The 24,257-nt window shown below is 45.6% G+C and carries 14 protein-coding genes; 11 read left to right on the top strand and 3 right to left on the bottom strand.

The features are described 5' to 3' along the window. Nucleotides 1–21 precede the first annotated feature (21 nt). From AXF23_RS02880 to ettA, 4 genes are all read left to right on the top strand, one after another. Complete coding sequence (locus tag AXF23_RS02880) at nucleotides 22–2,811, top strand: hypothetical protein (protein ID WP_107624228.1); 2,790 nt, start codon at nucleotides 22–24, stop codon at nucleotides 2,809–2,811. 964 nt (nucleotides 2,812–3,775) lie between these two features. Further along, nucleotides 3,776–4,594: a KilA-N domain-containing protein gene (locus AXF23_RS02875; RefSeq protein ID WP_107624227.1), complete on the top strand. Its 819-nt coding sequence runs from the start codon at nucleotides 3,776–3,778 to the stop codon at nucleotides 4,592–4,594. A gap of 44 nt (nucleotides 4,595–4,638) precedes the next feature. Then, a complete protein-coding gene (locus AXF23_RS02870; protein WP_107624226.1) occupies nucleotides 4,639–5,397 on the top strand; it encodes an NERD domain-containing protein in 759 nt (252 codons plus the stop codon). Between the two features lie 286 nt (nucleotides 5,398–5,683). Then, complete coding sequence (gene ettA, locus AXF23_RS02865; RefSeq protein WP_089365920.1) at nucleotides 5,684–7,381, top strand: energy-dependent translational throttle protein EttA; 1,698 nt, start codon at nucleotides 5,684–5,686, stop codon at nucleotides 7,379–7,381. 1,185 nt (nucleotides 7,382–8,566) lie between these two features. Here the strand turns inward: ettA and AXF23_RS02855 are convergent. Beyond that, nucleotides 8,567–9,244 carry an OmpA family protein gene (locus tag AXF23_RS02855; RefSeq protein ID WP_107624224.1) on the bottom strand — a complete coding sequence of 226 codons (678 nt, stop codon included), beginning with the start codon at nucleotides 9,242–9,244 and terminating at the stop codon, nucleotides 8,567–8,569. A 377-nt stretch (nucleotides 9,245–9,621) separates the two neighbouring features. Between AXF23_RS02855 and proS the strand changes: the two genes are divergently transcribed. Together proS and AXF23_RS02845 are read left to right on the top strand one after the other, a co-directional pair. Beyond that, a complete protein-coding gene (gene proS, locus AXF23_RS02850) occupies nucleotides 9,622–11,103 on the top strand; it encodes a proline--tRNA ligase (protein WP_009010400.1) in 1,482 nt (493 codons plus the stop codon). A 136-nt stretch (nucleotides 11,104–11,239) separates the two neighbouring features. Continuing rightward, nucleotides 11,240–12,175 carry a hypothetical protein gene (locus AXF23_RS02845; protein WP_107624223.1) on the top strand — a complete coding sequence of 312 codons (936 nt, stop codon included), beginning with the start codon at nucleotides 11,240–11,242 and terminating at the stop codon, nucleotides 12,173–12,175. A gap of 16 nt (nucleotides 12,176–12,191) precedes the next feature. On the opposite strand, the gene AXF23_RS16470 is transcribed toward AXF23_RS02845, so the two are convergent. Then, nucleotides 12,192–12,323, bottom strand: a complete 132-nt coding sequence (locus AXF23_RS16470; protein ID WP_255413676.1) for a hypothetical protein — start codon at nucleotides 12,321–12,323, stop codon at nucleotides 12,192–12,194. Between the two features lie 1,781 nt (nucleotides 12,324–14,104). Here AXF23_RS16470 and AXF23_RS02830 point away from each other — a divergent pair. The 4 genes from AXF23_RS02830 to AXF23_RS02815 all read left to right on the top strand — a co-directional run bounded on the left by AXF23_RS02830 (nucleotide 14,105) and on the right by AXF23_RS02815 (nucleotide 20,636). After that, nucleotides 14,105–16,528 (top strand): TonB-dependent receptor, encoded by a 2,424-nt coding sequence (locus AXF23_RS02830; protein WP_009010398.1) that lies wholly within the window; start codon nucleotides 14,105–14,107, stop codon nucleotides 16,526–16,528. A gap of 16 nt (nucleotides 16,529–16,544) precedes the next feature. Next, entirely contained in the window at nucleotides 16,545–18,002 is a 1,458-nt protein-coding gene (locus AXF23_RS02825; RefSeq protein WP_107624222.1) for a hypothetical protein, read from the top strand. A 15-nt stretch (nucleotides 18,003–18,017) separates the two neighbouring features. Next, on the top strand, nucleotides 18,018–19,424 hold the full coding sequence (locus AXF23_RS02820; protein ID WP_107624221.1) for a hypothetical protein: 1,407 nt from the start codon (nucleotides 18,018–18,020) through the stop codon (nucleotides 19,422–19,424). Between the two features lie 132 nt (nucleotides 19,425–19,556). Continuing rightward, a complete protein-coding gene (locus AXF23_RS02815) occupies nucleotides 19,557–20,636 on the top strand; it encodes a DUF4876 domain-containing protein (RefSeq protein WP_107624220.1) in 1,080 nt (359 codons plus the stop codon). A 302-nt stretch (nucleotides 20,637–20,938) separates the two neighbouring features. Here the strand turns inward: AXF23_RS02815 and AXF23_RS02810 are convergent, their stop codons facing one another. Further along, entirely contained in the window at nucleotides 20,939–21,415 is a 477-nt protein-coding gene (locus tag AXF23_RS02810) for a hypothetical protein (protein ID WP_107624219.1), read from the bottom strand. Nucleotides 21,416–22,718: 1,303 nt separating this feature from the next. Here AXF23_RS02810 and AXF23_RS02805 point away from each other — a divergent pair. After that, nucleotides 22,719–24,248, top strand: a complete 1,530-nt coding sequence (locus AXF23_RS02805) for an alpha-L-fucosidase (protein ID WP_107624218.1) — start codon at nucleotides 22,719–22,721, stop codon at nucleotides 24,246–24,248. Nucleotides 24,249–24,257 lie beyond the last annotated feature (9 nt).

Raw genomic sequence — 24,257 nt, 5'->3', positions numbered from 1 at the left:
AAAGATAAAAAGTAAATAATAATGAAGAATATTTTTCTCTATCATGCACTCTCTGCTTTGTTCGTAGGCGGTATGACCTTGTCAGCTGTCTCTTGTGCGGACGATGATTTGGGAGAGAACACCAACAATGGTGACAAGGGTGCTGTTGTTCAATTTAACGTAGGTGATGCACAGGAAGAAGCACTTACTCGTGGAGGAGCAATGACACGTGGAGCTATCACCCAAGGCTTAACTAACAAAGACCTTGACGGTCAGAAGTTAGAGATACAAGGCAATGAGAACCTCAACTTATGCTTAATTGAAACAACAGTGGAGGGTGTCAACCCTGTGAAACAGGAACCAGGCACACGTGCAAATATCATTACTACACAAAACCTCAGCGACTTCTCATCTACAGGAGTTCGTGGTACTGCAGCAAATGCGATTAATACAGGATGGTTCGAAGAGCAGAAGACAAAGAAAGATGGAACTCTCTATACTCCAATCTCTTGGTCATGGCTGCAGCCTTACGGCCGCTTCTACGCCGTCTACCCTGAGAGTAAGAACAATAGCAATGGTATCACGTTTACCAAACCAAATGGAACAGCAGCGCCAAGCATTGTGTTTACTGTAAATAAAGACGTAAGACAACAAGTAGACCTAATGACTGCTTGCTCCGGTAACGTACAGTATGCCACACGTTTCCAGGCCCCAAGAACCGACCTTAAGTTCCGTCATGCATTGACAGCCATACGTTTTGCGGTGGGACAAAACCTCTCATTCGACAAGACTATCAAGGATATTACGCTCAAGAACGTATTACTGAAGAGTAAATACATACTCCCTAATAATCTCAACGGAGCTGGTGCTGCATGGGATTATAGCGGGAACACAGAACGAGGAGACGTAAAGCTTAGCAACGTGAACTATAAAACCAACGAGAATGCTAACAGTATTGTAAGAGATATAAGCAGGTATAGTAATTCTAACATAACCGACCCTACAAAGTTGGAGGACAACTACACCTTCTATATGATACCACAGGACCTTGACAATAAGGTTGATGCTGAGGTGGAATTTACTGATGGCAGTAAGATTACCATACCTCTCAAAGGCTCTTGGAAGGCAGGTACAACACGTACATATAAGCTGAGTCAGAAGAACTCTTCATGGGTATATACACTCAACGGAATAAGTCCTTCGGCTGTTGCCTACGACAAGACGCAAGCTACTTATCAGATTGAAAGCTACCGCCAGGCACCTGATGGTACCAAGCAAGCTGTTGCATGGAAGGTTGTTGGATATAGTGTAGACAACGGAACGACATGGACTACTACTAAACCATCATGGTTGAAGAGCCTTAGCAAGGAGCAGAGCAATGGTGGAACAGCTGCTGAACCGCTTACAGCTACCTTGGGTACTGACATTGTAGACCTCGTTGCACAGCGCAACAAGGAACTTCAAGATGCAACTCCATTGGGTACACCATCTACATACTATAATCTCTCAAACGCTACTGGTGCTGCAGCTGTACAAAACACAGCTAACTGCTATGTCATTTCTGCACCTGGTTATTATATGATTCCATTGGTATATGGTAATGCTATTAAGAATAGTCAGATCAATAGCAATGCATACATAAGTCGCGCACCAGTTACAAAGCTTCAATTTGGAACTACTACTACTATTAAGGATGTAATTCTCCATAATTTCGTAGATCATCAGAGTGCCAAGATTACAAGCCCATGGATTGAAAAGACAAATGGCGGAGCTAACAATGGTATTGATGGTGCAGAGGTTACTTGGTCAGATGAGAGCAACCTTGTAGAACTTGCTAATAGCCCTATTTATCATGATGCAAGTGGAAACGCATTCGTCAAGTTTGAGGTTAAAAAGGGCAATCTTAAGAGCGGCAATGCGGTTATCTCTGTAAAGAAGGGAACTACTATTCTATGGTCATGGCATCTGTGGTTTGCACCAAAGAACGCACTTGATAAAATTACAGTTACCAACAATCAAGGAAAGAATTACGACTTCACAAGAGAAACCTTAGGTTGGAAACCAACCAAATGGACTGGTACCTCTTACTCTACTCCACGTACTGTTATGGTGAAAGTAGAGCAGGTTATTGGCAATAATGGCGACAAGCAGTATGCTACAATTACCATTACACAGAATGCAGGACTTACAGAGAAAACTGGTACGACAACACTCTATCAGTGGGGACGCAACAATGCTTTCCCTGGCACAGATGCATCTCTTCCACAGGGTATCATCTATAGTAGTAGAGAAGATATTGACATGAACAACAAGATTCAGAAGCCAAATTACTTCTTCACGACCAACATTCTCGCTAATGAAACCATTGCTCAGAACGATGGTGTGACAAGGTTACATTATTTCTACAATCTCTGGTCAATGGATAATAACCGACGTGGTGACATAAATGCTCCAAACAACATTGATGTTGTTAAGACTATTTACGACCCATGTCCAGTAGGTTTCAACGTTCCAACGAATGGAGCTTTCTCAGGATTCACAACAAGTACGACTAATGGTACTAATGTTCCAGCTACATTTGAATTAAATTCTGGACATATATTCTGGGTGAACAGTAGTCATACTGAAAGTATCTATTTCCCTGCTTCAGGCTTCAGAAACGCAAAAGATGCAATCCTCAAAGATGCATTAACATCTGGTAATTATTGGTCTGCTGACCCACAAGATTACAACAATGGTTGTGCTATGGGTTTCAATAAAACTGAAATTAAACCTCTCTTCCGCAACATTCGCACCTACGGCTTTGCTGTTCGACCTGTTGCTGAGAAATAACATGAAGGCTACAGAGCAAGCAGTGTAATGCTGTACTTGCTATAGTTTACTTGAATAAGCTGTATCAAATTAGGTTGAACCCTATTTTGATGCAGCTTTTTTCGTACTCTCTACTTCACAGACCATAAAGGTTAGGAAAGAGATATTAGCTCTTATTGGTTATGAAAAGTCTTTACATAGAATCTTGTTATATTCGTTCTTGGGGGATGAATATGAGAGCTGAGACAGGTCATAATAACCATCAGTAAATCAAGGTGTTATAAGATAGACAAAAGAAGGGCCTTTTCAAGCATCAAGAAGGACGTCTTCTTGACCCTTGAAGGGCATGTTCTCGAATGGTGAAGGGCGTCTTCTTGCTTCAAGTTGGGCCTTTCCTCTAAAAGAGAGGAGAATGATTAGCGAAATATCCTGACAATCTCTAAAGAAACAATCAGCATTCTTTTTCTCACAGAAACGTATTCTATTTCTCAAGAAGTGCGTTCTTTTCTCATAGAGTGGGTGCGTTCTATTTCTCACAGAATAACACAGAAGAACAGAACATACAGGGTTTCACAGAGACATTAAGTCAACCGATTACACAGAACCTTACAACCAAAAGAGACCTCACCCCCAGCCCATCCCCGTATTATAAGGATGCCCAACACTTTCCTATCTAATGCTTAGCATGCACACTTTTGAGTTCTCCCACCATGTGTCCAAACGGTTCTGAGTTACTCAAAAGAGGCTAATAATAATCAGAATATCAATCAGTTAAGGCACTGAATAACGACAATTTGTTATCCTTTTGTTATCTTTTATGACATCTTTCACTATCTCTACAACAATAGATATATTACTCGTCAAGATGCTATAGAATTATCAAAAGGCCACGTAAAGAGCCTCCGAGTGATTCTTTCCCCTTTTCTTCTTTCGTCTTGCAGAATTTATACTATCTTTGCAGATATATTCGTTAAATAACAATACTATGGTAAAGAAAGGTGAAATCTACGTCAAAGAAGCGGTCATTAGGACGATGGCGAAGGACGGAATTGACTATATTTGTATTACGGACATAGCCCGACAGAAGAACGCCGTAGAGCCTAAAGACGTCGTTAAAAACTGGATGCGACAAAAGAACACACTTGAGTATTTAGGCTTGTGGGAGAAGCTTAATAACCCAAACTTCAAAGGGGTCGAATTCAACCCCTTATTGTCAGAGGCTGGCAGCAACTCCTTTACGATGAGTCCAAGTAGGTGGGTGGAGTTGACAGCAGCAATCGGTATCTTCACAAAGAGTGGTGCCGGTGGTGGTACATTTGCTCAACGCGATATTGCTTTCAAGTTTGCTAATTGGGTCTCGGTCGAGTTTGAGCTTTATCTTATTATGGAGTTCCAACGTTTGAAAGCTAAAGAACAAGAGTTGATAGGCTGGACAGCGAAAAGAGAATTGTCTAAGATAAACTATCGAATACACACAGATGCTATCAAGACTCATCTTATACCTAATGAAGTTACGGCTTCCCAAGCAAGCATTATATATGCCGAAGAAGCCGACGTCCTGAATGTTGCCATGTTTGGAATGACTGCTAAACAATGGCGAGAGGCTAACCCTAATTTGAAAGGGAATATCCGTGACTATGCTTCTGTTAATGAATTGATATGCTTATCAAATATGGAAAATATCAATGCGGTGCTTATCAACGATAATATATCACAAGGAGAGAGGCTCTTAAAACTAAATAAGATAGCCATACATCAGATGGAGATTCTTGAAAGTAATGGTAATCGAGAGCTTTTACAATAGTCTTTTCTTTTCTTAATAAATAATTATTTTCTTGTACAAAACAGATGAATCCAATACATTTCATCATTGCTTGCGTCACTATATTGGTTTTACTTTATGTCATTCGTATAATCATTGTTCACAAGCAAGCTAAATTTAGAGGTAGACATGGTGAGAAAAAGGTTGCAAAAGTACTTAAGCAACTACCAGATGAATACACTATCTTCAATGATGTATACCTATTGGAGAATGATAAGAGTACCCAAATAGACCATGTAGTCCTATCTCCTTACGGTGTATTTGTTATTGAGACAAAGAATTATAGTGGCTTGATTTATGGTGGTGAAAAAGCCCAATATTGGACTAAGGATATGTTTGGTACAAAGTATAAGTTCTATAACCCTTTGTTACAAAACTATAGTCATGTACGAGCCTTATACTCTTTGTATGGCTTTCCAATGCAGTATTTTATCCCGATTGTCGTGTTTACAAATAGAGCTGAGCTGTTAGGAGATTATTCTAAACATCATGTTGTTTACATAGATGAATTGATTAGTACAATAGAAGCTTATCAGAAGGTAGTGTTTACAGAAAGTATATTGGCAGATGCAATCGTTAGATTAAGTTATTCCAGCTTTGAGACAAGTGAGACAGTATCGATACATAAGGCTCAAGTAAAAGCTAATATCGCATCATACAAAATGGCTGTTAAGGAAGGTGTTTGTCCTCGTTGCGGTGGTACTCTTGTGCGTAGAGAAGGGCGGTACGGTAGCTTTTGGGGTTGTAGCAATTACCCAAACTGTCGCTTTACATTAAGAACATAAAAGATTATGTGCCTTTTTTCAGTTGTTCACAAAGTGCACTAACTTTCTGTTATTTTACCTTCTGTTCTTTTTGTTACTTTGTCTTTTCTCCCTCTCTATCCTTCCGTCTCCACCTGTCCACCTGTTACTCTGTCTTACATCGCCCCACTCACCCCACCTGTCCACCTGTTACTCTGTCTTAAACCGCCCCACCCACCCATCTACTTTATCCTTTTCTTATTCTGTCTCTATTTGCCAATATGAATTATTTTAGTTATCTTTGCCTACAAAACAAACGTAAGACATAATGGCAACAGTAGACGACAAGAAGATTATCTTCTCAATGGTTGGGGTCTCAAAGATTATCCCACAGAACCAAAAACAGATTCTGAAGAACATTTACCTATCGTTCTTTTATGGCGCAAAGATAGGTATCATCGGTCTTAACGGCGCAGGTAAGTCTACGCTAATGAAGATTATAGCAGGCTTGGTAGAGCCTACTCAAGGCGAGGTAGTGTGGAGTCCGGGTTATACCGTGGGTTATCTGCCACAGGACCCACCGCTTGATGAGGCCAAGACCGTCAAAGAGAATGTCATGGAAGGGGTGCAGCATATCTATGATGCACTAAAGGAATACGACGACATCAATGTGAAGTTCGGTATGGAGGAGTATTACTCTGATGCTGACAAGATGGACAAACTGATGCAGCGACAGGCTGAGTTGCAGGATATCATCGATGCTACAGACGCTTGGAACATAGACTCTCGACTCGAGAGGGCCATGGATGCGCTGCGATGTCCTAAGGGCGACCTCCCTGTAACGAACCTTTCTGGCGGCGAGCGACGCCGTGTTGCACTCTGCCGCTTGCTCCTTCAGAAGCCAGACGTGCTATTGCTCGATGAGCCAACCAACCACCTTGATGCCGAGAGTATCGACTGGTTGGAGCAACACCTGCAGCAGTATGAGGGAACAGTCATTGCTGTAACGCACGACCGATACTTCTTAGACGATGTTAGCGAGTGGATTCTTGAGCTCGACAGAGGTGAGGGTATCCCATGGAAGGGCAACTACTCATCATGGCTCGACCAGAAGACAAAGCGCATGGAGCAGGAGGAGAAGTCGGCTTCGAAGCGTCGTAAGACCTTAGAACGTGAGTTGGAATGGGTGCGCATGGCCCCGAAGGCGCGTCAAGCCAAGGGTAAGGCCCGTCTGAACTCATACGAGCAGATGCTCAACGAGGAGCAGAAGCAGCGTGAAGAGAAGCTCGAGATCTTCATCCCTAACGGTCCGCGTCTGGGCAACAAGGTCATCGAGGCGCAGCATGTGAAGAAGGCTTTTGGTGAGAAGGTGCTCTTCAACGACCTCAATTTCATGCTTCCTCCTAACGGTATCGTGGGTGTTATCGGTCCTAACGGAGCTGGTAAGACAACGCTCTTCCGCCTTATCATGGGCTTAGAACAGGCCGATGGCGGTACGTTCGAGGTGGGCGAAACAGTTAAATTGGCATACGTCGACCAGCAGCATAAGGATATCGACCCAAATAAGACGGTGTATGACGTAGTGTCACAGGGCAACGACACCATCCGTATGGGTGGTCGTGACATCAACTCACGTGCCTATCTCTCACGCTTCAACTTCTCTGGAACCGACCAAAGTAAGCTTTGTTCAGTCCTCTCAGGAGGTGAGCGCAACCGCTTGCAGTTGGCTATGGCATTGAAACAAGAGGGTAATGTCCTCCTTCTCGATGAGCCAACTAACGACATCGACGTGAACACGTTGCGTGCTTTGGAGGAGGGTCTTGAAGCCTTCGCAGGCTGTGCAGTAGTCATCAGCCACGACCGCTGGTTCCTTGACCGTATCTGTACGCATATCCTTGCATTTGAGGGTAATGGTGAGGTAGTATTCTTCGAGGGTGGTTTCTCCGATTATGAAATCAATAAAGCACGCCGCCTTGGTAACGAGGAGATTAAGAAGGGACGCTACAGAAAGCTGATGGAAGAGTAGATATCCCCATCTCGACACAAGCAGCGAAGGAGGGGTAACCTCGGTGATCACTCCCCTCTCCAATCGGAGAGGGGCTGGGGGTGAGGCTTCTGTTGGCTGTAACGTTCTGTGAAATCGGTTGACTTAACGTCTCTGTGAAACTTTGTGTGTTCTGTTCATCTGTGTTATTCTGTGAGAAAAAGAACACACCCACTGTAAGAGAAAGGATGCTTGAAAGTTGCAGGGGAGTTTTTTCTCTCACAGAAGACATTTCATTCTCTCATGTTGGATATTTTTTTCTCTCACAGAGCCCACAGAGTTTACAGAGCATTTTTGCGCACGTTTTGAGCCCACAGAACGCCTTCGGCATACAGAGTTCACAGAGGCCTCACCCCCAGCCCCTCTCCGAATGGAGAGGGGAGTAGTATGTGAGGTTACCCCTTTTGGCCTGCTAATGATAGAAGATGGGCTGCTAACCATTTGGAGGACATGGAGGGGTATCTCGGTGATCACTCCCCTCTCCATTCGGAGAGGGGCTGGGGGTGAGGCCTCTGTTGGCTGTAACGTTCTGTGAAAATCTGTGAGAAATAGAATACCCAATAGATTTCCTGCGTTCTTGAAAAAACCTGACAAAAACGTACAAGAAAGCTCTTACGGATATAAGGTGGTATGATTAAAAAACTAAATCGCAACTAACAAGAAATCAATCACTTATAGGCTCGAAGCAAGAAGGGCCTTATCAAGCATCAAGAAAGGCGTCTTCAAGGGTCAAGAAGGGCATATTCTCGAACGTTGAAGGGCATGTTCTTGAAGCATGAAGGGCATATACTGGATTCAAATATGGCGAAAACTCTTTACATATTCGTGGGGAATAAGCATGGGGCCCTATGTGTTGTTGAGTTATGATAATAGGCCCGATAAGGGGCAAATAAGCCTAATAAGCCTTATAGCCTACACCCAACCGATAGGGGTAACCTCACATTTTACGCCCCTCCCTATGGGGGAGGGGAAGGGGGAGGGGCCAGCTGAGGAAGGGGGAGGGGCCAGCTGTAGACTGGAGTTGGGCCACCTCTCTCATCCTTTTCTCCCTCCTTTTTGGTCAAGAAAAAGGGATACTGCCTCGGCAATATCCCTTAGAAAAGATTTTATTAGCAAAGTTTATTGGGACAGACGAGAGACGACTGTCCCGTTGTATCTATTGATTACTTATAAAGAACCGTTGTTTGCCTGACGTACCATCTCAGAGGATGCATAGAGGTAGACCTCTACACGGCGGTTAGCCTGGCTGATTGTCTTGTTCTCAATAGGGTTCGCACTACCGAAGCCCTGTACTGAACGGATCTGACGACTGCTCACTCCACGACCTTTCAGATAGGATGACACAGCTTCAGCACGACGCTGTGACAATGGGACATTGATGTTGTCATTACCTGAAGCGTCGGTATATCCCTGTATAGCAACGTCACAGTTAGAGTTGCGTTGCATGAGGGAAGCAAACTTCGTGAGGTCGTTCTTGGCCGAAGCACTTAGGTTTGAACCATTCAGAGGGAAGAGAATACCTGAGTCGAAGGTAACCTTCACGCAGTCTAATCCGTTCGCATCAGTAACCTTATCGACACGTGCATTAGGCAACTGCTGCGATGCCTCGCGTGCTACCTTGTCCATGTGACGACCGATGAGGGCTCCCGCTCCTGCACCAACAGCGCCACCAATGGCTGCACCAATAGCTGTACTCTTACCGTTACGACCTATTATTTGACCGACGATGCCGCCCAATGCTGCACCAGCACCGCCACCGATTAATGAACCAGTACCTTGTTTTGTCTGACAACTTACGACAGTGAGGAGACACATTCCTGCTGCCATCATCTTCATATTCTTCATAATCAAACGTATTAAATGACTATTATCTTTTACCTTATTCAGCATGGTCAACGACCGTGCCTTAATTCATTTTAATTCATGCAAAGTTAAACAAATATACGCCATAGGGCCCTTATTGCCAACATTTTTTTGTATTTTTGCAGAAAATAAGCCAACTCGGCAAATAGAAACAAACTTCGTTTGCACTCATTTGCATTATTTTCGCAATAGATAGACTGGCCGAAATAGATGGGAGAAAGACTCCCGTAGGCTCGCTTATCCCAGTTGCATCTGTGTGCAAAGTTAGTGTTTCACGTCATAATGACAAAAGGGAAACACCTATAACAACGTGGGAAATCCCCTAAAAGAGTAAAGTAAAAGAATAGAATAAAGTATTTATGGCAAAAGAACTGAAAGAACTTACCAAGAGAGCCGACAACTACTCTCAATGGTACAATGACTTAGTAATAAAGGCAGACTTGATTGAACAGTCTGCTGTACGTGGTTGTATGGTTATCAAACCATACGGTTATGCTATCTGGGAGAAGATACAAGCGCAGCTTGATAAGATGTTTAAGGAGACCGGAGTACAGAATGCTTACTTCCCAATGTTAATCCCTAAGAGCTTTCTCTCACGTGAGGCTGAACACGTGAAGGGCTTTGCCAAGGAGTGTGCCGTGGTTACTCACTATCGCTTGAAGGCTACTGAAGATGGCAACGCCGTACAGGTAGACCCTAATGCGAAGCTCGAGGAAGAACTGATCATACGTCCTACAAGTGAGACAATCATCTGGAACACCTATAAAAACTGGATACATTCATGGCGCGATCTGCCGTTGATGTGCAACCAGTGGTGTAATGTGATGCGTTGGGAGATGCGCACTCGTCCATTCCTTCGCACGTCTGAGTTCCTATGGCAGGAGGGTCACACCGCTCATGCAACACGTGAGGAGGCTGAGAAGGAGGCACAGACAATGTTGCGTGTCTATGCTGATTTCGCTGAGAAATGGCTCGCTGTTCCTGTCGTACAGGGCGTTAAGAGCGAGACAGAACGCTTTGCGGGTGCATTGGATACCTATACCATCGAGGCCATGATGCAGGATGGTAAGGCCCTTCAAAGTGGTACTTCTCATTTCTTGGGACAGAACTTTGCAAAGTCATTCGACGTCACCTTCCTTAATAAGGAGAACAAGCCAGAGTATGTATGGGCCACTTCATGGGGTGTTAGTACTCGATTGATTGGTGCGCTCATCATGACCCACTCTGACGATAACGGTCTCGTTCTCCCTCCAAAGATTGCGCCTATTCAGGTGGTTATCGTACCTATCTTCAAGGGTGAAGAGCAGTTGAAGGAACTGACAGCCAAGCTGCAACCAGTCATCGACCAGCTCCGTGAGTTGGGAATCACCGTTAAGTATGACGATACCGATAATAAGCGTCCAGGCTTCAAGTTCGCTGACTATGAGCTTAAGGGTGTACCTGTACGTCTTGCAATGGGTGGTCGCGACTTAGAGAACAACACCATTGAGGTGATGCGTCGTGATACGCTTGAGAAGGAAAGCCTAAGTTTTGATGGCATCGTAGAGCACATCAAGAACCTTCTCGACGACATTCAAGCTAATATCTTCAAGAAGGCCAAGGACTTCCGCGACGCTCATATCTATGAGTGTGAGAACTATGACGAGTTCAAGGAGAGAGTGAAGGACGGTGGTTTCTTCCTCTGTCACTGGGACGGAACAGAGGAGACTGAGGCGAAGATTAAGGAAGACACGCAGGCAACCATCCGTTGTGTCCCTTATATGTTCGAGCAGACTCCAGGCGTCGACATGGTTAGCGGCAAGCCTGCTAAGTATCGTGTCATCATCGCAAGGTCATATTAATAAACGAAAACTGGCATTGTCGAGGGTTTTTATAGCCCTCGGTAATGCTGGTTTTTGCTTTTGAGAGGATGGCAGAAAGGCCTATCGAGCCAATCAGCCCTTACATTCATAGCAACTAACTTAAACATTATCAATTATGAAAAAGTCACTTCTTACTTTTGTTTTCCTCCTTGCTCTGACAGCATTAAACGCTCAGACACTCATCAAGGCTAAGTTTCAGAAAGGCGAACAAGCTACTTATTCGACTGTGTCGGAAACGAAGATCTCAACACCTATGGGCGGTGGCGACCAGTCGGTCAAGACGAGTAGTAACACCGTCATCACCGTGAAGGAGGCCAATGCGGATGGGTATGTTATCGAATTGATAACCAAGGACATTAATACTGAAGGCGACCAGTCAACTGCCTTGCAGACGAGGAACATGCTGAGTCAATACCTTGGTAATGTTCCTATGCGAGTAAAGACTGATGCCAACGGAAAGGTGACCGACATCCTAAACTTTGAGGAGGTGCAGGCCAGTGTGAGCAAGCTTGTGATGGCGTTCATCGACTCTATCTATAAAGAAAAGCCTCAGTTAGAGCAGGGCCTGCCTAAATATAAGATGGCGATGTCGCTCAACAACATGCTAACCAAGCAGACTTTCATTGAGACAATGGAACATTCTACCTTCTTCAACCTCTTTGGTAAGACGCTAAAGACAGGTGACAAAGAGGATGTCAATCAGCAAGGAATAAAGTCAATCGTCACCTACGAGGTGACTAAGGAGCCTAACGAGCTTGTCATCATAGGTAAGACACAGAACAACATGAGCGAAGACGACGTGAAAGGCTTCCTCATTGACAAGATGAAACTGATGGGTTCTGACGAGTCGATGATAGCTAAGTTCGAGCAAGGATGGTTGATGATGAAGAAGATGGGACTAACAAAAATGGACGGTAGCGGTACGATTACGACCCGTCTACTCCCTTCTGGCTGGGCCACAGAGTATAGTTCTTCTATCAAGTCAAAGGTGATGGGCGCCGTAATGACTACTAACTCCGTGTCTAAATTAGTAGAACATAGCTGGAAGTAATCCGCTTCGTCAGACACTATATATAATATAATAAGGTGGTGATGCCTGTCTCATCGCCACCTCCCTTTCGCTCCTTTCCACGGTGTGGATAGGTGTGTGGGAGTAGTGTGTGGGCTTTTTGCAACACTTTTTCTTCGTTCCTTTCCATTATGTGGATAGGTGTGCGGGAGTAGTGTGTGCCCTTTTTGCTACACATATCTTCGTTCCTTTCCATTACGAGGATAAGGGTACAGGGGTGGTGTGTGGGCTTTTTACTACATGTTCCTTAGCTCCTTTCTATTACAAGGATAGGTGTGCGAGGGTGATGTGTGGACTTTTTACTACATGTTCCTTAGCTCCTTTCTATTACAAGGATAGATATGCGAGCGTAGTGTGTGGACTTTTTAGTACTATTATCCTTAGTCCCTTCCTCTCATTAGCGGTGTGTTTTATTCTCCTTTATGAGTTATTGATGATTGCTGATTAGTAATCGTCTCCCCCTCTTCGACGAGCTAATTAGGTCGTAAAAAATCATTACATCGAATAGCGTTAATCACCCTCATGAGGCAGGCGTAGCATCTTCCACTATCAACGCTATAACCTTCATGAAATCAGAACGTTATAAACAGCGTTTAAGAACATGCCCTTCTTGCATCAAGAAGGGCATGTTCTTGTTCCTTGAAAGGCATGTTCTCGAATGTTGAAGGGCGTCTTCTTCGTTCAAAAAGAGCGTTTTCTCGAAAAGAGACGGATATGAGTTGTGAAATATCCAGACATTTCCTGTTTGCTTGATTAGCGTATCTTTTTCACATAGAACAAATCTTTCTCTCACAGAGCAAACTACGGCCCCTCCCCCAACCCCTCCCCCGTAGGGAGGGGCGTAATATGTGAGGTTACCCCTACAAGACTGCCATTAAGGGACATAACGAAGCCTACATCCTTTTTATAGGGGTATCTCGGTGATTACGCCCCTCCCTTTGGGGGAGGGGAAGGGGGAGGGGCCACTACATGCTTTGAGTGCTGTGTGTTCTGTTCTTCTGTGTTATTCTGTGAGAAAAAGAACATTGTAGGTGTGTGTGGATAGGTTTTTCTCTCACAGAGCACACAGAGTTCACGGAGTTTTTTGGCGCACATTTCGAGTCCACAGAAGGCCTCCGGCATACAGAGTTCACAGAGCGTTACTGCTAATGTTGGCACGAATAAGGGACAACAAGTAGCCTATATCCTTCTTATAGGGGTATCTCGGTGATTACGCCCCTCCCTTTGGGGGAGGGGAAGGGGGAGGGGCCACTACTTGCTTTGAATGCTGTGTGTTCTGTTATTCTGTGTTATTCTGTGAGAAAAAGAACATTGTAGGTGTGTGTGGATAGGTTTTTCTCTCACAGAGCGCACAGAGTTCACGGAGTTTTTTGGCGCACAGTTCGAGCCCACGAGGAGGTGGCCCCTCCCCCAACCCCTCCCCCGCAGGGAGGGGCGTAGTATGTGAGGTTACCCCTACAAGACTGCCAATAAGAGGATAATATGAAGCGTGCACCCTCCTTATAGGGGTATCTCGGTGATCACGCCCCTCCCTTTGGGGGAGGGGAAGGGGGAGGGGCCAGCTGGGGAAATGGGGAGGGGCCACTGCTTGCTTTGAGTGCTGTGTGTTCGGTAATCACTCCCCTCTCCACTCGGAGAGGGGCTGGGGGAGAGGTCTCTATTACCCCTTCAACTACCTAAAAATGATGATTTCGCAAATTCATTAAAAGTAAGTATTGGACGATATATATATTTTCTATACCTTTGCAGACGCTTATCGTAAAAAAAGAAGATACAAGGCTGACTTTATTTGCAGACACCTGTGACTTAGTCTTAAGCCTGGGTAAACTATATGGACTCGGTTCTCTTGCTGCGAAAGTAGGGAGAGATTAGTGTCTACTCATTAAAAACCTATTTGTAATCTGAGTATATATGAACAAATTAAAAGTGAACTATGAAAGGCGTGTCAGATACTATCTGTCCGCCACTCTCTTAAGTTCTTTGTTCTTATTCCCGCCCACCTACGTCCATGCCACGTCTGTGCATGGGCAGGAAACAGTTGAGGATGAGGACAAAGATGTCAAAACATCTGTAACCGTTCGGGTTGTTTCTGAACAGTCGCAGGAGCCGCTCATCGGTGCTGTCGTACGTTGCGAAGGTGTTTCAAACCCCTCGGTGACAGACATCGATGGTAAGTGTACGATTAAACTCAAGCGTGCTGCCGACCGCATAAAACTGACGGTAACCTACGTAGGGTATAAGTCTGTGACCCGTGTCGTTAATGTTCCTGACAGTCGCATGATAACCTTACAGTTAAAGGATGACTCCAAGCAGTTGGATAATGTCACTGTTACAGCCCTGAAACGGCACACGACAGTGTTGCAGCAGTCGTCTGCCATCAGTCAAGAAGCCTTAGAGAAAGGTGGTGCAACGTCATTGGCAAAACTCCTTGAGACCATCCCCGGCGTCAGTTCTATTAGTACAGGAAACACGATAGCAAAGCCTGTTATTCAAGGTATGCACAGTAGTCGTATCCTCTTGATGAACAATGGTGTACGATTAGAGAGCCAGAGTTGGGGTGCCGACCACGCACCAGAGCTCGACTATACAGGGTCGAGTATGGTAGAAGTAGTGAAGGGAGCCGAGTGTATTCGCTATGGCTTCGGTGCAATGGGTGGTGTGGTACTCCTAAACGATGCGCCCCTACCCTACGAAAACAAGAAGATTAAGGTCAACGGAAACGTCAATGTAGGCTACGACACCAATGCTCGTGGCTTCAGTGGATCAGGTACTGTTGAGACTGGTTATAAGCAGTTTGGCCTGCGCCTACACGGTATGTACACCAAAGGAGGCGACTATCATACCGCCGACTACGTGTTGAATAACACGGGATATAACACTATCAGCTTCTCAGCCTTAGCTGGTTGGCAAGGAAGAAAACTGACAGCAACGCTCTTCTCAAGTATCTACTATCAGCGAAGCGGCATCTATTACGCCAGTAAGATATCCGACTTATCACAGTTGATAAAGCGCTTTGAGTACGGACGACCTGACCCAGAGACTGTTAAACCCTTCTCTTACGATATCAAACCACCGTTCCAACAGTCGCAACACGTGACGTTGAAGGGTGAACTCAAGTGGGAGCTTAACCCCAACCATCACCTAAATCTCACGCTGTCGTTCCAAGAGAACCTCCGTCAAGAGTTCGAGAACCGAAAGAAGACACAGTGGAGTTGGATCCCAATGCAGGACTTGATACTGAAAACCTATAAGTTTGACGTACTTTGGCAAGCTAAATGGAAACTATGGAAGATGACCACCGACGCTGGTCTCTCAAATACTTACCAAACGAACTTCAACTATCCTGGTACGAAGCAGCCGGCTTTCGTCCCTAATTTCGCAGCCCTTTCGATGGGCGGATATTTCCTTCATAAGGCAGAGTTCGGCAGGTTGCAGTGTGCTCTCGGTATGCGTTACGACTTCCGTGTACTGTCGGTTAATGGCTACAGCAGCCTCAGCAACTACACCTATTACGATGATTTCAAACTCTATAGTAACTTCACAATGAGCCTGGCTACCCACTATCAGTTCAGTGACAAGTGGGATGCACGTGCAAATATCGGTTGGTCATGGCGCCCACCAGATATCAATGAGCTCTATGCCATTGGCTTGCAAGACGGTTCCTATTGGGTAGTAGGCAATAAGAACCTTGCCAGTGAGCGTGGTTATAAGCTCGTGTTAGGTACGAAATATAGGAATACTTGGTTCTCGGTAGAGCCCAGCTTCTTCTTCCAACGCATCAACAGCTATATCTACGACCATATCGGAGAAGGCAAGGACCGCTTCCATAACCACCCAAGTGGTAAGTATCCGAAGTTTATCTACGACCAAGACGATGTGAAACTCTATGGTGGTGATATCGAGGCAACCGTGAAGCCTGTACGTGGACTTACCTTTGTCGGTAAGGGAGAATGGATGTTTGCACGCAACCTAACCCACAATGACTGGCTACCCTTCATGCCTTCAGACCGTTACGGGCTCTCTGCTACCTACGAGCTGCCGCTGAAGAAGCCACAGAAGTATCGTTCGTCGCTGTCGCTATCAGGTATCTATGTGACCAAGCAGACCCGCTTCGACCCTGATAAAGACCTCGTTCCTGACTCGCCACCAGCCTATTTCCTACTGAACGGGACAGCTGAACTGCGTATCGGACTGCCGCAGAATAAAGAGTTGAAGTTTATGATTGTCGGTGATAACATACTCAATGCACTCTATAAGGAGTACACCGACCGCTTCAGATACTACGCCCATGAGCGTGGCGCAAACTTCTCTTTACGCACATTGTTTAAGTTCTAATTAGCTGAAAAAGAATATGAAACTATATAAAGACATACGCCTCATACTTGCCACGGCAGCAGTGGGACTTCTCTTCGGAAGTTGCTCTAACGACCAAGTTGACGATTTCTTCAAGAAGATAATACAAGCCCCTCCTTCCTCTATAGAGCGAGATGTGAAGGGACATGAGCAGATTTATGCCGTTCATGCCATCTTGAGAATGGGCTATAAGGGCGGGATGATTGGTGTAGGACCTGATGGTAACGACTCTATCCAAGCCTATAACACCTACCACCTCGTCAGTAGTTCGACCTCTATACCAGTCATGCAAGAGATTGATATAGCCAAGGATGACGACGGACAGATGACCATCACGACCGAACGCGACTGCTTTGACGTGATTGCTTCAGACGATATTTACTATGGATTGGAGCTGAAGTACTACGATCAGAACGGTATGCTTATCAATCATCAGTTCTCTGGTTATCCCTTCATGAAGGACAAGGAAGGTTATAACGTGCCTGATGAAGACAACGCAACACTCCTTGTTCACCAACACTTCTTCGGTATTGGCAACGCTTCCTTAGACAAGTTGGTGGCTGATAGTACCTCCTCTGGACACGAGAAAGCGGTTCAAGGACTGCAAATGGCCTATCCTCGCTCATTGGCTTCAATACCTACTTATTATGACCGATACACCTTCAAGGAGCAAGGGGGAGCTATGGATGCAGCTACAAAGTTCTCTACTTCTAACATCTATGTGCCTGACGGCTACACGTTCGGCCTTAACCAGGTACCGTTTAACAGTGAACTGGCTTGGAGAGCGATTGAGGTATCGGGTAAGCCAGAGGCTTTGCAGCCTTTTACCTTTGGTGGGAAGACTTATCATCTCTACAAGACTATTGATCCAATGGAGCTGAATAAGATTACACCTGAGGTCTTTACCTACGAGTATAGAGACACTGATCCAGTGGAGGAGGAACTCGGAAAACTCTTTACAGAGGCTTATAACGATGACTTCACCGACCCAGATACCGAGGCACCACGCCAACGTTATGGTCATACTGTGGGTTTACTGCATCAGAAACGCAGCTTAGACGTCGGCTCAGACTTAGACCGCTTGGGCTTTAAGGGCGTCATGCAGTTCCACAAGTCAGACATTGCTTTCCAACTGCAGGTGCGCATCTGCCATATTCTTAACAAAGGACAGCAGCACGTAGGAGAGTCGGAAAAGCCTGCAAAGTACTGCAATACGAACAATAGCGAGCATAGTTTCCTATGGGACTTCAACCAGTTACAACCCGGTTGGGATAGCTTTGATATCGACTATCCACTGTCTGTTCGTGTGATAGCCAATACCAAGGACGGTGAAGACAAGTGTTTTGAGGATGTTAAGCGATTCTATCCTGCTGCCGACAAGGCACAGCTCTGGCGTATGCTAACACGTCCACAAGACTTCTTCACACAGTACAGACAGAACGTAGTATTGATGTAATAACGAATTGGGAACATGAATAAGATAGTTAAGAATATCCTTTTATTATCATGCCTTGCCGTTGTCTTCGCCTCATGCGACGACTTTGTCTTTGGCAATGTACATGTTGATTATAACGAGAACCCCTTAGAGAGTAAGGGATTAGCACGTAGTGGCGCTGACAGATATGTAGATAGTCTGTCGAAGATAAAGGTCTCTGAGCAGGTAAACAACCCTGATCCAGACGGAGCCTTCAATGGTTGGGCCACGTGTCTGGCTATGTTTAAGGAGGGACACTCCCACGGTGACGGTATGATGCACGGTAATTTCGTTTACCATAACGCCCCTTGGAAGCAGGAGGAGTTCGTTATCATTCGCAACAACACAGCTAAGTGGCCTACTGTTGAGGTGCAACGCCAGAGCACAGTGACGTATCTTGAACAGAGCGATGGCAAGACTGGCCCCGACTACATCCGCATCATCGGTGGAAAACTAAAGCGTTGGGGACTCTGCCTCTACTTCTTTAATAAGGAGGGAAAGCTGATGAACGATGATATCCTCGACCACTCTGATGAGTATCAGATATTCTTTACGGTGAGCGAGGTCGACGACAAGGGTAATCCTTACGAGGTGATGGACTGCCGTGGTACGTGGAAACCGAAGAAGAACAAGTTTGGTGACTGGAAGAAAGGCGGTACGATAGACACGACACCAGTACCTTCACCGTTCTTCGCAAATACGACTACGTGGAAAGAAAGGGCCGAACGCACCCCGAAGATATTTGAATATACCTACCGAGACACGTGGATTCATAACGCAATGGCTGATGGTGCGCGTGAGTTATTCAACCAACGTCTACTGCCGCCGTTGACCCGTGAGGATGCTGACTGGGCTGTTGCTCCCTACGACCAGGACCGTGTTGGACTGAAGGGGCACTTTAACTTCGACATTGAAGCCGATGAGAACGATGCTCTCCATGAGGAGTGGCCATTAGAGATAACACGCCGTTTGGACCCAGCGACGGGTGAGACTGGTCATTACACACGTCCGTCTTATCTCTTACCCAAGTTTTATCTGTCGGTTAGGGTGATGAAGTGTCCGAAAGGAAAGAAGGCCCTAATACCGAAGGACGAGTATCTTAGCCGCCACTCCACCTACGTCTTCCGCAGTCCCTACATCTGTTCAGAGTTTTATAACCCTGACGAACCAAAGGAGTATGGAGCTGATTCAGAATGGAAGGAGCTCTTCCGCTTTAATATTCCTATCAAGGTCTTCTGCAGTAGCTTTGATACTGACCCAACAACCATCGACCCCAACGACCCTCTCTACTTCTATTTAGGACATGAGATAGGCCTGTCACCATTAGATGCATTGGAGGCTTCGCAGAATGTACAGACCCACGGCATTGGTGGTGGCTCTGGTTTCGGCAACTGGTTCCTGTAACATAGACAGCGGGAGTGGGTGGTCTCGACGATAAGGAAGTAACACGACGTCTGTAACTCACAATCTTTTCCCTTCGTGACAACCGTCCCTCCCACTGCTCACAATTATATAAACATATAAAGAAGAAAACAAATGATACAAAAGAAGATAGCTGCGTGCCTACTCTTCGGCCTAACACTTGTAGCGATGAGTAGCTGTACACGTAACGAGATGCCCGTCAAGCAATCAACATCTAAGACTAAGTTAGACCACTTAATCATAAAGGAAGTGTTCTATGTAGGCCACTATTGGTATCGTGATGTACGTGCTTGGGGTATGAAGAATCAGAACCAAATGTACAATGACGACCAATATATCGCCATATACAACCCTACCGACGAAGTGAAATACCTTGACGGATTAGCCTTGTGTGACAATGCCATTGACCCAAGCAGAGCCATTCAGTTCGCACCAAAAGACGATTTCGTCAATCGCTACTATGGTGCTTCTGGTATCTCTTACTTCCCTGGCAAGGGCAATGACTATCCTGTCAAACCGGGCCAGACCATCATCGTCGCAAAGTATGCCATCGACCATAAAGCTAAGTTCGAAGCCGAGTTAGAGGGCGAGGACCTAAGTATGTATGGCGGATTGAATGCCTTTTTGGATTTGAGCAAAGCCGACTTTGAATGGACAAACATCAACTATGACCCTGGAAAGAAGAACAATCCGGACGTTCCTGATATGTGTGCTATCCTCACATCTACCGACGCCAGCGGTAATATCGGACCTTCTTATGAATTCTCTCATGTGTCCGAAAGCAACGGTATAGCCTTGATAAAACTCCCTTGGACGCCAGAGGAATTCAAAAAGAACTATGCCGACACTCAGAACGGCAAGGGTTATCTGCATTACATCACCGTCACCAGTAGCGCTTTCGGCGATTTCTATGCCATAGAAGTACCCTTCGAGTGCGTCATCGACTGCATCACCATCTGTCCACGTCGTATGTTCCAAATGCGTCCAAGTAAGTTAGACAGGGGCTACAACGCCGTTACCGACAACTCATTCTCTGGTCTGAAACAAAGCGACTACCCTATCTCTTCGGGCTTAGCCTTAGTGAGAAAGTGGGATGGAAAGAAGTTTGTTGACGACAACAACACCACTGCCGACTTTGAAGTCAAGGTTGCCTCGCTGTCAAGAAAGGATGAAAAAGGCAACCCAATAAAGTGATAACAACATGAGTAAATAGTCAACAAGGTAAAAGAACAACACACAAAAAGGATAATAAGGCTGCAGCATCTTAGGTCCACCCTATCTTGCTGCAGCCTTTCCCATTGTGTATATATAATGAAAAGGAGGCTAAGTAGCACCAAGACAGCGTATAAAAACTATATAACACACTAAATGGTAAGCCCTCAACCAACCAACGACTGCTAACCCCTCCACCGTCCCCAGCTGGCCCCTCCCCCGTCCCCTCCCCCGCAGGGAGGGGCGTAATCACCGAGATACCCCCACACAAGTATCCTCGTAACTCACATTCGCTCCATTTGTGTAATTCGTAGTCTTACATTTTCAAGACTATATTCTTTCCTCCCATCCACCCTTCGTGCAATTCGTGTAATTCGTAGTCTTCCATTTTCAAGACTATGTTCTTTCTTCATACCCAGCATTAGTACCATTCGAGTAATTCGTAGTCTCGTATTTTCAAGACTATGTTCTTTCATCCCATCCACCCTTCGTGCCATTCGAGTAATTCGTAGTCTTCCATTTTCAAGACTATATTCTTTCCTCCCATCCAGCATTAGTGCCATTCGAGTAATTCGTAGTCTTCTATTTTTAAGACTATATTCTTTCCTCCCATCCAGCATTAGTGCCATTCGAGTAATTCGTAGTCTTACATTTTCAAGACTATGTTCTTTCCTCCCATCCAGCATTAGTGCCATTCGAGTAATTCGTAGTCTTCTATTTCCAAGACTATGTGCTTTCGTCCCATCCAGCATTCGTGCCATTCGAGTAATTCGTAGTCTTTCGACAAATTTGCAGTCTTTAGCGGTTTAGAAAGTTCTTTACATCATCCATGTAAAAGTCCACCTATAAACCACCACCACCCCCACAAGAAACAAGTCTATAACCCACACGAAATCAAAAGGTTACGAACTCCGTAAAAGAAGGGACTCTTCAAGCATCAAAAAGGGCCTCTTCAACACGCAAGAAGGGCATGTTCTCGACCCTTGAAGGGCGTCTTCTCCAACCATGAACAGCGTTTCCTCGAAAAGAGAAGAGAGTGATTAGCGAAATATCCTTACAATTCCTATTTCTTTGATTACTGTTTCTTCCCTCGCAATAGATATTTCTTTCCCTCACGAAGGACATTTCTTTTTCTCACAGAAAAACACAGAAGAACAGAACACACAAGCTTTCACAGAGACATTAAGTCAACCGATTTCACAGAACCTTACAGCCACCTTTAGCAGTAACGCTCTGTGAACTCTGTATGCCGGAGGCCTTCTGTGGGCTCGAAATGTGCGCCAAAAAGCTCCGTGAACTCTGTGTGCTCTGTGAGAGAAAAACCTATCCACACACACCTACAATGTTCTTTTTCTCACAGAATAACACAGATGAACAGAACACACAGCATTCAAAGCAAGTAGTGGCCCCTCCCCCGTCCCCTCCCCCGAAGGGAAGGGGAGTGATCACCGAGATACCCCTATAAGAAGGATATAGGCTACTTGTTGTCCCTTATTCGTGCCAACATTAGCAGTAACGCTCTGTGAACTCTGTATGCCGGAGGCCTTCTGTGGGCTCGAAATATGCGCCAAAAAGCTCCGTGAACTCTGTGTGCTCTGTGAGAGAAAGAACTACCCAAGAACTGTGTTAGCAGGCCAGTAGGGGTAACCTCACATACTTACTACCAGTTGGCCCCTCCCCCTTCCCCTCCCCCGAAGGGAAGGGGCGTAATCACCGAGATACCCCTATAGAGTGGATGTAGGCTTTTTGTCGTTCCTTATTGGCAGTTTTGTAGGGGTAACCTCACATACTACTCCCCTCCCTTCGGGGGAGGGGAAGGGGGAGGGGCCAGCTGGCTTAGGGGTGAGGCTGCCCTCCCCTTGAATAAATTATAGTCCTAATGACACGAATATAAGAATTAATTTGTATATTTGCGGACATCTTTTGAGTGGCTTAATGTTTTCATACAGCAGCACGGGGGCATGTAAGCTACTCCCAATGACGATATTACCTAAACTATACATTGTCAATCAAATACTTATAAAAATGTAACATTCAAGGTGCTGCATAACTAATAAACCTAATATGAACAACCGATTTCTACACGGTGTGCTAACCGCACTTGCACTAACGGCAACGGCTACGAGCTATGCTCAGAACCCTACCGTTATGACGCTTCAGACGCAAGTTGCTCCGAACCCAGAGAACGAGCCGCGTCCAGTATTCCCTGTTCCTTCTGACAGACAATGGCAGTGGCAGCAGACAGAGTTCTATGCTTTCTTCCATTATGGCATGAATACCTATGTTAATGAGGAGTGGGGAAAGGGCAACGAGAGCCCTAACAACTTTGCTCCGACTGAGAAACCAGACCCAAGACAATGGTTGGAGGCTGTGCAGGCAGCCGGCATGAAGGGTGGTATTGCAGTCGTTAAGCATCATGATGGTTTCTGTTTATGGCCCACAGCGTCTACCGATTATAATATATCTCATTCGTCGAGTCCTAACGCACAAGGCGTTAACATTGCCGAACTATTTGCCAAAGCAGCACAAGAACTACACATGAAATATGGCTTCTACGTGTCGCCTTGGGATAGAAACAACGGTCAGTACGGTACTGACAGCTATGTGAAGGACGTCTTCTTAAAGCAGTGTGCTGAGTTGGCAAAGTATGGGTCAGACCAGTTCGAGATGTGGTTTGACGGTGCTAACGGCGGTGATGGCTACTATGGAGGTAAGAATACTACCATCCACATAGACCGTTCCACCTACTATGACGTGCCTAACCTCCGTGACTCAATACACAAGCTTAGCCCGAACATCATCCTTTGGGGTGTCGGTGGCGAGGCCCGTTGGATTGGTAACGAAGACGGATGGGCAGGCGAGACCAACTGGTGTAACGAGAATAGAGGTGTTGCTCCTGAGCGTAATGGTATGTATGGTACGGAGAACGGATGGTTCTGGTTGCCTGGTGAGAGCGATGCTAAGTTTACAAACCCTGGCTGGTTTTGGAGTCAAAAAAGCAAGCCGATGACGGCAGAACGCACGTTCCAGATGTATTTAGAGACGGTGGGTCGCAACTCAACACTCATCCTTAACTGTCCTCCCGACAGGAGTGGTAAACTCCCACAAGACCAAGTAAGCCGATTGAAAGAGTTCGGTAAGATGCTAAAGAGCCGTTTCCAGACCAACCTTGCCAAGTCGGCTACTATCGAGGCAAGCAGTACTCGTGCCCATGGGGCAACCCGTTCCTACGCAGCAAACAACCTTATTGACGAAAACCCAGACACTTACTGGGCCGCAGAAGACGACGTGAAGGATGTTACCCTTACCTTGAAATGGAACAATCCACAGACTGTTCGCTACGTGACACTACAAGAGTACGTTCGACTTGGGCAACGTGTCAAGAGCTTCTCAGTTGAGTACACCACCGATGGCAGCACATGGAAGCCACTTGCCAATAAGGTGAAGCAGACCACCATAGGCTATAAGCGCATCATACCGCTCAATGGAAGCACCGCAAACAGCTATGGTTCGGGCTATGAAGCACGTGCTATTCGCATACACATCAAGGACTCCAAGGCTTGTCCTGTTATGAGTGAGATTGCCATTTATTAATCCTTTGAC

It is taken from the genome of Prevotella sp. oral taxon 313 (genome assembly GCF_003043935.1).
Lineage (GTDB): Bacteria > Bacteroidota > Bacteroidia > Bacteroidales > Bacteroidaceae > Prevotella > Prevotella jejuni.
Note: the sequence above shows the minus strand (reverse complement) of the source record. Positions and strands in the feature narration are given on the sequence as shown.

Coding starts and splice junctions, on each gene's coding strand:
- AXF23_RS02845 (WP_107624223.1), top strand. CDS start 11,240: ATGAAAAAGTCACTTCTTACTTTTGTTTTCCTCCTTGCTCTGACAGCA.
- AXF23_RS02825 (WP_107624222.1), top strand. CDS start 16,545: ATGAAACTATATAAAGACATACGCCTCATACTTGCCACGGCAGCAGTG.
- AXF23_RS02870 (WP_107624226.1), top strand. CDS start 4,639: ATGAATCCAATACATTTCATCATTGCTTGCGTCACTATATTGGTTTTA.
- AXF23_RS02805 (WP_107624218.1), top strand. CDS start 22,719: ATGAACAACCGATTTCTACACGGTGTGCTAACCGCACTTGCACTAACG.
- AXF23_RS02855 (WP_107624224.1), bottom strand. CDS start 9,244: ATGAAGAATATGAAGATGATGGCAGCAGGAATGTGTCTCCTCACTGTC.
- AXF23_RS02810 (WP_107624219.1), bottom strand. CDS start 21,415: ATGGCACGAATGCTGGATGGGACGAAAGCACATAGTCTTGGAAATAGA.
- AXF23_RS02830 (WP_009010398.1), top strand. CDS start 14,105: ATGAACAAATTAAAAGTGAACTATGAAAGGCGTGTCAGATACTATCTG.
- AXF23_RS16470 (WP_255413676.1), bottom strand. CDS start 12,323: ATGGAAAGGAACGAAGAAAAAGTGTTGCAAAAAGCCCACACACTACTC.
- AXF23_RS02815 (WP_107624220.1), top strand. CDS start 19,557: ATGATACAAAAGAAGATAGCTGCGTGCCTACTCTTCGGCCTAACACTT.
- proS (WP_009010400.1), top strand. CDS start 9,622: ATGGCAAAAGAACTGAAAGAACTTACCAAGAGAGCCGACAACTACTCT.
- AXF23_RS02820 (WP_107624221.1), top strand. CDS start 18,018: ATGAATAAGATAGTTAAGAATATCCTTTTATTATCATGCCTTGCCGTT.
- ettA (WP_089365920.1), top strand. CDS start 5,684: ATGGCAACAGTAGACGACAAGAAGATTATCTTCTCAATGGTTGGGGTC.
- AXF23_RS02880 (WP_107624228.1), top strand. CDS start 22: ATGAAGAATATTTTTCTCTATCATGCACTCTCTGCTTTGTTCGTAGGC.
- AXF23_RS02875 (WP_107624227.1), top strand. CDS start 3,776: ATGGTAAAGAAAGGTGAAATCTACGTCAAAGAAGCGGTCATTAGGACG.